At 45.3% G+C, this 13,757-nt stretch carries 8 protein-coding genes; 7 read left to right on the top strand and 1 reads right to left on the bottom strand.

Going from position 1 to position 13,757, the window contains the following annotated elements:
- Positions 1 to 406 precede the first annotated feature (406 nt).
- The 3 genes from ACNURT_RS21470 (at position 407) to istB (ending at position 6,198) form a co-directional block, all read left to right on the top strand.
- Complete coding sequence (locus ACNURT_RS21470) at positions 407 to 3,301, top strand: TrlF family AAA-like ATPase (protein WP_419699461.1); 2,895 nt, start codon at positions 407 to 409, stop codon at positions 3,299 to 3,301.
- A gap of 601 nt (positions 3,302 to 3,902) precedes the next feature.
- Positions 3,903 to 5,432: an IS21 family transposase gene (istA, locus tag ACNURT_RS21475; protein WP_419699087.1), complete on the top strand. Its 1,530-nt coding sequence runs from the start codon at positions 3,903 to 3,905 to the stop codon at positions 5,430 to 5,432.
- A gap of 19 nt (positions 5,433 to 5,451) precedes the next feature.
- Entirely contained in the window at positions 5,452 to 6,198 is a 747-nt protein-coding gene (gene istB / locus ACNURT_RS21480) for an IS21-like element helper ATPase IstB (RefSeq protein WP_128533444.1), read from the top strand.
- 890 nt (positions 6,199 to 7,088) lie between these two features.
- Here istB and ACNURT_RS21485 read toward each other — a convergent pair.
- The gene (locus ACNURT_RS21485) at positions 7,089 to 7,310 is read right to left on the bottom strand and encodes a helix-turn-helix domain-containing protein (protein ID WP_419699462.1); all 222 of its coding nucleotides are present in this window, start codon (positions 7,308 to 7,310) and stop codon (positions 7,089 to 7,091) included.
- Between the two features lie 341 nt (positions 7,311 to 7,651).
- Between ACNURT_RS21485 and ACNURT_RS21490 the strand changes: the two genes are divergently transcribed.
- From ACNURT_RS21490 to ACNURT_RS21505, 4 genes are all read left to right on the top strand, one after another.
- Positions 7,652 to 7,912, top strand: coding sequence for a hypothetical protein (locus ACNURT_RS21490; protein WP_419699463.1), 261 nt, complete (start codon positions 7,652 to 7,654; stop codon positions 7,910 to 7,912).
- Positions 7,913 to 8,083: 171 nt separating this feature from the next.
- On the top strand, positions 8,084 to 11,035 hold the full coding sequence (locus tag ACNURT_RS21495; protein ID WP_419699464.1) for a SusC/RagA family TonB-linked outer membrane protein: 2,952 nt from the start codon (positions 8,084 to 8,086) through the stop codon (positions 11,033 to 11,035).
- Entirely contained in the window at positions 11,032 to 12,381 is a 1,350-nt protein-coding gene (locus ACNURT_RS21500; RefSeq protein WP_419699465.1) for a RagB/SusD family nutrient uptake outer membrane protein, read from the top strand. Before ACNURT_RS21495 ends, ACNURT_RS21500 begins: the two co-directional genes overlap by 4 nt.
- Positions 12,381 to 13,730: a TlpA family protein disulfide reductase gene (locus ACNURT_RS21505; RefSeq protein WP_090463556.1), complete on the top strand. Its 1,350-nt coding sequence runs from the start codon at positions 12,381 to 12,383 to the stop codon at positions 13,728 to 13,730. Before ACNURT_RS21500 ends, ACNURT_RS21505 begins: the two co-directional genes overlap by 1 nt.
- Positions 13,731 to 13,757 lie beyond the last annotated feature (27 nt).

The raw sequence follows: 13,757 nt of genomic DNA on the forward strand, positions 1-13,757 counted from the left end.
AGGTTGTAAATATAAAGCTATACATTCTAAATATGATCCGCAAGCCATATCTTGCAATTCCTATTAGGCGTAAAGTTTCTTGCAAATTCATGTGTTGATTTAAGATTAATTCCTCCTGCTTTGTAAAGCATTCTTGAACACTATTTGTGTTTCATTCAGAGCCCTGCTTATTCTGCTTCAGTTAAATACCGGATACTGAGGTAAATTTTAAGAATCAACTCAAATATATCCTGGTGATAATTATTTTTCGAGTGCCTCCATTATCCTTGCGCTTACATCATTTGTAGCAGGCGTCATTCTACACAAATAAGTAAATAAAAAGACCCTTAAGATATATGTAAGGGCACCGTTGTTTTAGAATATTTATTAAGCTATGTTTATGTAATAAAACCCTAAAACCTAAAATATGGCTTACACTAAGTATCCAAGAGGTTCGGAATGGAGAAAGTGGGATTTGCATATGCATACACCAGAAACCAGGAAAAACGACAACTTTATTGGATCGTCGCCGGCAGAAAAGTGGAAAAAATATATCGACACTATCAATGCCTCCACTGAAGAAATTACTGTCATTGGTATAACTGATTATCTGAGTACAGATAATTATTTCAAATTTAAGAGATACTGGCAAGACGGGTCCATCACAAAAAAGGTCGAATTTATTTTACCGAATGTCGAACTTAGGGTGCTTCCTGTAACCGGCTCATCTACTCCGGTTAATCTTCATTGTATTTTTAACCCGACCATTGATAAGGAACTTGAAGCTCGCTTTTTCTCCAAACTAAAATTCACTTATGACAGAGATTATTCTGCTTTGCCTGAAGAATTGAGGCAACTAGGAAGATCTATGCCTGGAAAAGCATCATTAGATGATGCTTCCGCCTTGAAAGAAGGTATAAGCCAATACGTGATCGAGGTGAGTGTGCTAAGAAACCTATTTAAAAATGATAAAGTATTACGAGATAACACCATTATAGTGGTTTCAAATAAAAGCAATGACGGACTGTCGGGAACAACTCAACATGCCGATTTTTTTGAAGATAAAGGTTCACAACTGGATGCAACACGTTGGAGTATTTATCAGTTATCAGATGCTATTTTTTCATCTAGTGAAAAAGACGTACTCTATTTTGCAGGAACTGGTGTAGACACAAAAGAAGTAGTAATTGAAAAATGCAAAACATTAATGCCATGTTTCCATGGATGTGATGCACATACCAATGATAAAATTTTCAAACCAGATAAGAACAGATTCTGTTGGGTCAAGGCAGACCCCACTTTTGAGGGGCTTAAACAAACTCTTTATGAGCCGGAAGACCGCGTAAAAATACAAGCATATCAACCGGACATAAAGAATGAAAGGTTTATTATTTCTGAAGTTGAATTTATTGATTCTGGAAACTTATTTGGCAATCAGAAAATTCTGCTCAATGAAAACCTAAATGCGATTATTGGCGGTAAGTCATCGGGTAAATCGCTATTGTTATATTCTGCCGCTCGAAGTATTGATCCGGAACAGGTGGATAAAACTTCCAACCGACTAAAATTTGAAGGATACAAGCTTCCCGGAAACTTTGACTTTAAAGTCACCTGGAAAAACAAAGAAACGGACTTCCTTAAGGAAACAACTGGAAAAAACCATAAAATCATCTACATTCCACAACTATACATTAATCATCTTGTAGAGAAAAACAACAAGGACGACCTAAATATTTTAATTGAAAACATCCTTTTGCAGGACATGGAATTCAAATCATTTTATGATGAAACTATAGAAAATATTGAGAAAACGACGTCCGATATTGATCTCCTTTTATCGCAATATCTGCAAACACGTTTAAAAATCTTAGACGTGCAACAAAAGTCTAAGGACCTTGGAAAAGCGGAAAGCATTAAAAAGGGAATGGATGGGTTAAAGCTTGCAATAGACGCGGGTCGAAAGTCTTCCAATTTAACTGAAGAGGAATTCAAAAAGTATAATCTTTTAATCGAACAAAAAGCATTATCTGAAAAACGTTCCAACGACGTTCGCCTAAAAGAAACTTCTTTCGACACTATCATTGATGAAACGATCAAATCACGGCATGAACTTCTTGGTAATACAGCAGAGGCAGATGGAATTCCCTTGAAGGGAAAGATTGATCGAATTCTCGATCAATTTACGACAATACCTCCCGACGTACAGGGTATCGTTGACGGGATCCAAGCCGATTTTAGCTTGCTGATTAACCATCTTAAAGAAAATGTAAATGGTTTAAATCTTGAAAAACAAAAAGAGATTGAGTTAAAAGAGAAAGAAAAGATTACCGGGCTATTGAAACCGTATATGGAAAAAATAGCAGGCCAGCAGGAACTACAGAAATTAACAGTCCAACTACAAAATGAATTACTAAAAGTTGAACAGGCAGAAAGTTTGGAGAAACAATTAAGCACGTTAGTAGTCGATTATACTAACATCAGGAGTAAGATAGTAGTACTTTTAAATAACAGATTCAAATATTACCTCCTATTACAAAAGAAAATAAACGATACCCGCAGCGATATTGGCACTGGCATCACACTAAATTGCTCCGTGCTCTTTAAACAGGAAGACCTGCCGCTATATGAACAGGCAAATAAAGCGGCTATTTCCACCGATAGCGTATTCAATGATCTGTTTAAAAACGGGATGCTGATTTATGAAGAATTGTTGAAGTTATCGGCAAAGTTGCTTAGAGTAATTGATAACAAACTCGTATTAGACAATGAGGGCAAAATTACCATACCGTTAAAACAAAAAACCACGCTTGAAGAAATATTAAGAGGCTTATTAGTCGATTCTTTTAAATTAGACTACACAGTTACTTATAAGGGAGACGATTTACTTAGTATGTCACCAGGCAAGAAGGGAACAGTTTTACTAATTCTGTTTCTCCAAATTAGTTCATCTGAGTTTCCTATTTTTATTGACCAGCCGGAAGATAATTTGGACAACAGAACTATTTACGATCTTCTATGTAAAATGATAAAATTGAAAAAAAAGGACAGACAGATCGTTATCGTATCCCATAACGCCAACCTCGTTATAGCCACAGATTCTGAAAACATCATCGTTGCAAACCAAGAGGGTCAGGATTCAGCATCAACGACAACAAGAAATCGTTTTGAGTATGTGAATGGGTCTCTTGAGCATACATTTCCAAAGAATGAGAAAATTAAAGAAATATTAAAACAACAAGGGATTAAAGAACATGCCTGTGATATTTTAGAGGGTGGTGATGAAGCCTTTAAGCAAAGGGAACGAAAATATGCTATCAAATAACTCATGAAAATCCTAACATTCTAAATAGCACATCATTTTAATATGAAGGTTAAATCTGAGAAATATCAACAGCATCCAGTATTTGAGGAACTCGAAAAATTTCAAATATTTTATGACAACTGGTCATTTTCGATCATGCGGTTTATAACCATGGGAACAACTGCCGTAATGAATATTGACTCTAATGTTTTTACATCCATAAGTGGAACCCTCGACTCCATCATTCTTGTGCTAAAGAACGGAAGAATAAGTGACGGATATGCCCTACTCCGGAAGTTACATGACTTGATCATAATGAACGTCTATACAAATTTATACTTGGAGGATCACCATAGCATTGAGAACTTCATAGTCAAAAAAATACAGGATTGGCTTCGTGGAACGGATCAGTTACCGAATTTTCGAGGTATGACCAATTATATGGAGATTCTGATGAACCAGACCACCTGATTCCGGGGCAAGCTGACCACCAATTCCGGGGCAAACTGACCAGGGGATTCCGGGACAAACTGACCACCCTCAACGTGTAGCAAATGCTGTAGAAGCAACCATCTTTTGGAGGCAACATATACCTCCAAACATGGCCAATTCGACGATCAGCATGAGTAAGATTAGAAAGATTTTAAGGATGTACAGCCAGCAGCGGCCCATAATGACCATCGCTGCCCAGACTGATGCATCCCGGAATACCGTAAAGAAGTACCTGGCCGCCTTTAAAGCCAGCAGCTTTACCTTTGAAGAGATCGATGCCCTTAACGATAAGGAACTCGAAGATCTCTTCGGTAAAAGCAAAGAACACCCGCCCACCAGCCGTATGCAGTCCATGCAGCGCTGTTTTCCCCAAGTAGATAAAGAACTCAAACGCACCGGTGTCAACCGGTATATGTTATGGGAATCCTACCGCAAAGAGTTCCCTGACGGCTACCAGTACAGCCAATTCTGCTTTTATTACAACCAATGGAAGGCCAGGGTCAACCCGACCATGCACATGGATCACAAAGCCGGTGATAAGCTTTATGTGGACTTTGCAGGCGAAAAGCTAAGCTATACCGATAAGGATACCGGTGAAGTTATTGCAGTAGAGGTCTTTGTGGCTATCCTCGGAGCCAGTCAGCTTACCTATGTAGAGGCGGTTCCGAGCCAGCAAAAGGAAGACTTTATTGCAGCTTGCGAGAATACGCTGCACTTTATCGGCGGCGTTCCTGCCGCCATTGTACCCGATAACCTGAAGGCAGCCGTGACCAAAAGCAGTCGCTATGAACCCACTTTGAACGAAACGTTTGAGGACTTTGCAGACCATTACGGTACCACCATACTACCGGCGCGGGCGTACCGCCCGCGTGATAAAGCACTGGTAGAAGGTGCTGTTAAGATCATTTATACCAAGATCTACGCGCCTATCAACCGGGTTACCTATCACTCTTTAAAAGAGCTGAATACAGGTATATGGGAAGCGTTGGAAACCCATAACAGCCAGTTGCTCAAAGGACGTAACTATAGCCGCAGGCTACAGTTTGAAGAGATCGAACGGCATACCCTGATGCCGCTGCCTGTCCTGCTTTACCAGTTCAAAAAGCACTTCTACGCTAAGGTGATCAAGAACGGCCATGTCAATCTTGGCCCTGATAAACACTATTACAGTGTGCCTTACCGCTTCATCGGCAAGCGGGTAAAGCTATTGTATTCCCGCACTATCGTGGAGATCTACTCCAACTATGAACGTATCGCTTTGCATAAGCGGGCAAAGAACCCTTACGGCTATACAACCGATAAAGACCACATGGCCACTACACACCGCTTTGTAACTGACTGGACACCTGATAAGTTCCTGGATTGGGCCGCATCCATCCATGAGGATGTGAGGCTGTATATCCTGAAGATCCTTGACCGGAAGCAACACCCGGAGCAGGCCTACAAGTCCTGCCTGGGTGTACTTGGCTTCGCCAAGAAAGCAGGTAACGAACGGTTAACGATGGCCTGCCAGCGTGCGCTCAGCTATGGTATTCATAACTATAAAACGATACAAACCATCCTGGAGAACAAGATGGATGGCTACGAGGAAAGCCTGTTTGCAGATGAGTTGCCTATGCCTAACCATGATAATATCCGGGGAAAAGACTATTACAAATAACCATTAAACAACAAATAACATGAACACAAGTACACTAGACAAACTGCGGAAGATGAAGTTCTTCGGCATGTTCCATGCCTTCAAAAGCAGCATGGAAACGGGTAAAACGAATGATTATACAGCGGATGAACTGCTGGCCCACCTGGTAGATGCAGAATGGGACGACCGGCAAAACAGGCGTATCGAACGGCAGATACAGTATGCCAAGTTCCGCTATAAAGCCTCTGTGGAGGACGTTCATTACCATGCCGACCGAAGTATCGACCGCAACCAGATCATGCGCCTGGCAGACTGTACCTTCATTGACCGCAATGAAAACATACTGGTTACCGGCAGCACCGGTATCGGTAAAAGCTATGTGGCTTCTGCTATCGGCTATCAGGCCTGTATGCTGGGCTACAGGGTATTTTATGCCAGCACCCCTAAGCTATTCGCTAAACTGAAAATGGCTAAGGCAGACGGCTCTTATATCAAGGAACTCGCTAAACTGGAAAGGACACAGCTGCTCATACTGGATGACTTCGGTATCCAGCCTTTTGATGCACAAAGCAGGGCTGCGCTAATGGAACTGATCGAGGACCGGCACGGCAAGACCTCGCTGATCATAACCTCACAGCTACCGGTAAGCAAATGGTTTGAAGTGATCGGTGAAAAAACGGTTGCTGATGCGATCCTGGACCGGATCGTTCATGATGCGCACCGCATCGAACTAAAGGGAGAATCTATGAGAAGAAAACGTAACGTTGAACCGGAAACCAGCTACTAATGAAAATACCTTTTAAATAACTATTTTTGTACACGCTTTTATAGCGTTTGCTGCACGCCCCACGTCAGCTAATTGCCTGGTCAGTTTGGCCCGGAATCAGGTGGTCAACATCTCCATAACATACAAATTATATAAAGGATAATGATAAAACCCGGGATTTGTATCGTTTGCTAGAAATAGAAGATCGCTATGACCGAATCAGAGACAGGTGTAATAACAATACACATCACAATTTTTACTACAACGTAACGCTGAATGACAATGAAACTTACAATGAAAGTCGAGGGAAATATTTAGATACCTTAAGCCATGACTTGAACCATTTGGTACTTTTACATCTTAGTTATTTATTTACTATTTGTCAACACTATATGGTATCATCAGATTTTATGGATTATGCAGATTGCGGTGAGACTCCACCAGAGGATTCTCAATATTTGGTAGCACCTAACATGCAGCATATGTTCGACCGGATCATCGTAAAGTTACGTCCAGACATCGCTGATTTCATCAAAAAACAGTCAGTAATGAATATAGATTAAATTGTCGATATAGGAATATATTGATTATCTTATAACAAGAAAGGGATTTATAGCTATAGGAAGCTTTGGCTTATAAAGACCAAGCAGCTGATAAATGATGATACATATATTAGAAAAGCAGGTAATTTATCCAGCTTTTACTCTGCTTTCAACATCGAGACAATGGAATTCAAAAACCCATTAAGTGTTTTATTTACAACAGCTTACAAACTAAATCATTTAACCTCTGGGAATCGATCTTTTTATGGTCCATTAATTCCAAAATAACCGCGTTAAGGATTGCAGTGAAAAGCCCACAGCGTAGCGAGGACTTGCAACGAAAAGCCTGGGCCGGAGGCAACGCCCAATTTAAAAATCTAATAAGTCCTTTGGTAAAATATCTAATCCTTTTGCCAATTCCACTAAAGTTGTCACATTACAGTTAGCAACACCATTTTCAATCTTACTAATCTTAGCTCTATCCACATCGCATCTAAATGACACATCTTCTTGACTTAAGCCTTTAGAAAGTCTTATGCCTAAGATTTTCTGGCCTAATTTCTTCAAGACGCTTGCATCCTTTTCTTTCATTAAAAGAAAAGTCCAACAATATTTCGTTTTTTATTGTGTCACTTCTACCACAATTAATAAATTATTGTTACTTTAGTATTAATAAGTTTTATGATGATCAATATATCATACTAAATTTGCGATTCTTCATTAATATTTAGAAGCATTCGCACTTAGAATCTCGTTTTAGAAAACTGGTAATTTTTTATGGGAACGAGAGGATAGGTGAAAATGCTCACGCTATAGGCGTGGGCTCACTTATTCGTTCCCGGTATACCAGTACCTCTAAGACGGTAAGTCGGGTTCCACGCCTTCTTTTGCTCCGGCAAATCAGCAGCAACCCTTCTTTAACGAATACAGGGATGGACGCAAAACTCAAATCAATCAACCGGATCCAGTTACTCAGCGCTGAAGAAGCGTTAGAGCGGATCTTTGCCGGCATTGATTCTCCCGCAGTTAAATGTGAGCTGTTCAAATGGTTTGCCTTCGGTACCACCGGCAGAGGCAAAGAACTGCACACCTTAACGCCGGAAGAGTTGGGCGACTTCATGGACAAGCTCCCCGACCTGGCCCTTGCCCTGTATAACTACCACAAAGAAATGCAGAAAGGAGCCGACAAATGACCACCATTCACATGAACCAATGGTTACTTGTCATTTGCCCGCCGGAATGACAAGTACGATAACGGCAGCCCCATCAGTTAATAGTTAAGCTTCCGGCTGCCGTTATTGACATATCCACCCATGCCTGAACAGGCATCTCTTTCCTGATTTTTCAAATACACCCAATCACACATGAAAAAAACGATATTTTTTATGGTGCTGGCCACGCTTTGTCTTTTTTTTAAGCTGCCGGCACAGGAAATCAGCCCCCAGTTTTCCCAGACCCTGTCCGGTAAAGTAACCGATGAACAGGGTAAACCGCTGCCCGGCGCCACCGTGCTGCTGCAGGGTACCCGGGTACCGGCCATTACCAGCGCCGACGGCACTTTTAAGCTCTTTGTAACCGTCAGAAGCGGAACACTTACTGTCAGTTTTATCGGCTTCCCAAAAGCCAGTATTCCCTTTGAGCATACCAGAGCGGCTCCCCTGTCCATACAGCTGACACCAGACCTCAGCGCGCTCAATGAAGTGCAGGTCATCGGGTACGGAACAACCACGAAAAGATTCAATACGGGGAGCGTGGCGTCCATATCCGCCAAAGAGATCGAAAACCAGCCCGTCAGTAACCCGCTGGCAGCATTGCAGGGCCGTGCTTCCGGCGTCCTGGTACAAACGACGAATGGCTTGCCGGGAGGAGGTATCAAGGTCCAGATACGGGGCCAGGGTTCGCTGGCCTCCGGTACAGATCCGCTGTTTATCGTAGATGGTGTTCCATTCCTGTCAACCTCACCCTATGGCAGCGGAGCGCTGAACGGCGCCAACGGCATCATCAGTCCATTGAGTATCATTAACCCGGACGACATCGAAAGCATCGATATTTTAAAAGACGCGGACGCTACGGCGATCTACGGATCAAGGGCCGCTAACGGCGTGGTGCTGATCACCACCAAAAAAGGTAAAAAAGGCGGGGACCGGGTCACGATAGACCTCAGCCATGGCATCAGCAAGATCAGCCGGATCAGCCCTGTATTAGGATTGTCCGATTACCTGAAACTCCGGCGGGAGGCCTTTTCCAATGACGGGATCACACCCGACATCAATACAGCCCCAGACCTGCTCAAATGGGATACCGCGAAGTCAACCGACTGGCAGCGTTATTTTTATGGCAAAACCGCACAGGTTACCACGCTGCAGACCAGCATCGCGGGCGGTAACGATAATAACCAATACCTGTTCAGCCTGAATTACCGGAATGAGGGGACTATCCTGCCCGGTGATGAAAACTATAAAAAGGGCGGTGGTTATTTCAATTTCAACCACAGCAGTACCGATCAGCGGTTCAACTTCGCCCTGTCCGTCAACTATAACAAAGACAACAACCATACGCTATACTCCGCCATCAACAGCGGAGCTTTTTCCATTCCACCCAATTTCCCGGTCCGTAACTCGGACGGGAGTTATAACTGGGATATCAGCAACCCCGTAGCGGCGCTGGAGCAAAAGCAGCGCAGCAATACAGATTATATCAATGTCAGCACCTCGTTAGGCTACAAGCTGTTCCCGGGAATGGACGCCAAGATCAGCCTGGGTTATAACCGTTACGCATTAGACCAGGTGGCCACCCTGCCTCAGGATTCCCAGGACCCATCCTTTGATCCCCTGCCAACCGCTTATTTCTCCAATAGTGTTTCCCAGCGTTATATCCTGGAACCACAGCTCAACTACCGGAAAGAGATTTCCGGGGATGTGCTGACCGCCCTGATCGGCGGCACCTTTCAGCATGTGGAGAATACCGGATACACCTTAGAAGGCGACGGGGTCAGTAACCCCGCCCTGCTGGGCAACCTCGGTGCCGCCAACACGATCGTCAACCAGATTAACACCTATTCCCTGTATAAATATGTTTCCATTTTTGGGCGGGTAAACTATAACCGGGATAAAAAATACCTGATCAATATCAATTTCCGGCGTGACGGCTCCAGCCGTTTCGGGCCAGGCAAACAATTCGGCAATTTTTACGCGATCGGTGGAGCCTGGATATTCACGGAAGAAAATGGGATCAAAAGAAGCCTCCCCTTTTTGAGCCACGGAAAACTCCGGGGAAGTTACGGTACGACCGGGAATGACCAGATCAGTGACTACCAGTATATATCCAGTTATAATGCCGGAACCGTTTACGGGGGCACGTCGACCCTGTCACCGGCCCGGGTGGCCAACCCGGATTACAGCTGGGAAACCACCCGCAAGCTCGAAGCAGCGCTGGAGCTGGGATTTATCCATGACCGGATCCTGTTCACTACGGCCTGGTACCGGCATAACAGCAGTAAACAGCTGATCGCCTATAAGATCCCCTATCTCGCCGGATTCGCATCCTACCAGGCGAACTTCCCGGCAGTGATCCAAAATACCGGGTTGGAGCTCGACCTGAAAGTACAAGCCCTAAGCGGCAAGGGATTGAACTGGACCAGCACGATCAACCTGACCCTGCCCAAAAATAAGCTTAAAAGCTTTCCAAATATCGAAGGGTCCAGCTATGCCAACACCTATATCGTCGGCCAGGACCTGAGTGTCAAAAAAGGACTGAAGCTGTTAGGGGTCGATCCGCAAACCGGTATCGCGCAATTCGCCGACATTAATAACGACGGTAAGATCACCACGCCCGCGGACCTCGTGGTATTAGGCAAGACCAGTCCGGATCTATTCGGTGGCTGGACCAATTCCTTTTCCTATAAAGGATTCGCGCTTGACGTAACCATGGAGTTCGTGAAAAGGCGTTACCTGGGTTATCAGCCACTGTTAGGGGCCTATCCCTATAACGACCCCTTGTTCGTGCTGAACAGGTGGCAAAAGCCCGGTGATGTCACCGATATCCCCCGCGCTTCCGTGAATATCGTTTCCTCCCAATACAACTCCACCCAGTTACCGGACGCCTCCTACGGCAGGCTAAAGAACCTGGCCATTTCCTATACACCCAAGGCCGCCCTGCTAAAACGCCTGGGCCTGAAAGGCCTCCAATTATATATTAACGGCCAAAACCTCTGGGTGATCGCCAACAAACAGCGCTTTGATCCCGAGATCAGCGGGGGAAGCGGAGGCGTGGCTCCATTGAAAAGCATCATTTTCGGTCTAAAAACAACACTATGAAAAATATCCTGAAATACGGGCTGCTATTGCCCGCGCTGCTTATCTTCACCTGCACCGGGTGCAGGAAGATGGCCGGTACCGATCTTCCCCCTAACCAGCTGACGCCTGACAAAGTATTCGGCGACAGCAGTTCCGCGGTCGCGGCTACCGCCAACCTCTATACCCTGTTCGGTACGGTGGATGCCAACTTTATCCGGTATATCGGCACTTATACAGACGAATTGAAAACGACGACCGTCAGTTCCGTGTCCACCGAGTTTACCAATGGATCGCTAACCACCGGCAATACCGCGGTGCTGAGCATCTGGCAAAACCTGTATGCTACGATCTATAAAGCCAACGCTTTGCTTGAAGGCATTCAGCCGGTGAAAAGCCTGCCACCGACGCTGAAAAACACGTGCATGGGTGAGGCGAGATTTGTCCGGGCCTACTGTTATTACCAGCTGGTCAATATCTACGGGGATGTCCCGCTGGTACTGACCACCGCCGTCACCCAAAACGCCAAAGCCGCCCGGTCGCCCGCAAAAGCGGTGATGACCCGGGTCATCCTCGACCTGACCGAAGGTCAGCGATTATTACCAACCGCCTATCCTTTTGGCGGGGAAAAGATCCAGGCCAACCGATGGGCGGCCGCTGCCCTGCTGGCCAAGGCCTACCTGTTCAATAACGATTACGTCCATGCCGGAGCACAGGCGGACCAGGTCATTAGCTCGGGGCAATACAACCTGCTGAGCAACCTGAATCAGGTCTTCACCGCGAATAACGCCGAAGCTATTCTCCAATTATGGAATTCCACGGGAGCATCCACCTTAAACTCGGTCCCGTCATCGGGGATTCCCGTCTATCAGGTGTCGCCGCAGTTGCTGGCTTCCTTCGAAACAGGAGACAAACGCAGAACAAGCTGGGTCAATTCCGTAACCGTTTCCGGCCTACAGTATTATTATCCCTATACGTATAAACAACGTAACCCAACTACAGGCCCGCTGGCGGAATACAGCACCTATATCCGGCTGGCGGAGCTGTATTTGATCAGAGGAGAATCCAGGCTGCGACAACAGGACCTCTCCGGCGCCAGAGCAGACCTGAATACCATCCGGCAAAGAGCGGGTTTGCCCGCAACAACGGCGACTACCGCTGATGAGTTGCTGACCGCCATCCGGCAGGAACGGCAGGCCGAGCTTTTCAACGAAGGCGGCAACCGCTTCATTGACCTGAAAAGGTATCAAACCATCGATCAGGTCTTGTCACCAATTAAGCCCTTGTGGAAGCCATCATCGGCGCTCTTCCCTATACCGCAAGCCGAAATACTGAATGATCCAAATCTTACTCAAAATCCAGGATACTAATGAAAACCTTCTATTATTTAAAGATCACCCTGCTCTTGTTGTTAGCGGCAGGATCGTGCTCCGAAGTCCGGAGCCAGGAAAAAGGAACCCAGGAAATTCATATAGGGGAGCATGTACCCGACATTACCCTTCGCGGCTTTTACGGGGACACCCTGAAAAAAGTCAAGCTGAGCGAACTCTACCGGAACAAACTGTTGCTATTGGATTTCTGGGGCACCTGGTGTGCCGGCTGCCTGGAGGAAATGCCCCGGTTAATTGAGCTCAAAAAAGAGTTCGGGGACCAATTGCAGATCGTGGCCGTAGGTTATGAAAGTTACCAGAAGATCGACAGGCTATTCAAAAGACGACCCGACTTAAATTCCAAAGCTTACCTGACCCTGACCAGCGATTCGATCCTGACCCGGCGGCTGTTCCCGCACAAGCTTTTACCACATATCGTCTGGATCGACCAAACCGGGAAAGTGACCATGATCTCCGAGGGCACGGATGTCACCAGTTCCAATATCAGGAATGCGCTGAGTAACCGACCGATAGCGGCAAGTATCAAGCAGGACAAAATGAACCTGGGCACGTCCAGTATTACTGAACCATTCCATATCATGGACACCAGCTTCCAGAGCCGCTCCATATTTACCCGTGCAGTTAAAGGAATGCTATCTTTTGACGCTTTCCTGGGCAACGACGCGAAGGAACCCCGGAAATTTAACCGGATCTTTATGGGTAACCTGACGATCCGGGACCTTTACTGGAACGCTGTTATCGGTCACTGGTACAGCGCGCAAAATTACAGCCGGCTGATCTTCGAGGTTAAAGACTCTCTGAAATATATGCTCCCCCAGTTAGCTCCGATCAGTTTCCGAAACTCTTCCTATACGAGCTTCAGCGCCTGGGCTGATGCCAATTCTTATTGTTACGACCTGAAATTACCCTACCGGGTGGCAGACACCATTTTGCAAAAATACATGATAGCCGACCTCAACCGGTACCTGAATATAAACGGACGGTACGAGCGGCGAAACATGGACTGTTATGTACTTAAGCTGGCCAGGCAGCCAGCAAACCAAAGTTCACAAGGCCAGGCAAATACCTTACCTGACAACGCAAATAAATCAAGCAATTACCAGCCAATAAATATCCAGCAATTGACGGAGCTCTTAAATCACCGCATCGGCTACGGAACAATCATCAATGAGTCCGGGATATCTTTGAGCAAAATCTTCAACGTGAACGTCCAGATCAAAAAGGGACTTACACCAGAGCAGATCAACGCTGTGATTAATCCCCTTGGCTTTTCCCTGGAGGCAGGAAAACGGATTATTCCCGTTTTCGTGATATCAGAAAACGAATAACAAAAATTAAGGAAGCTGCGTCAGGCA

The sequence above is a fragment of the Mucilaginibacter sp. NFX135 genome (assembly GCF_048565145.1).
Classification (GTDB): Bacteria; Bacteroidota; Bacteroidia; order Sphingobacteriales; family Sphingobacteriaceae; genus Mucilaginibacter.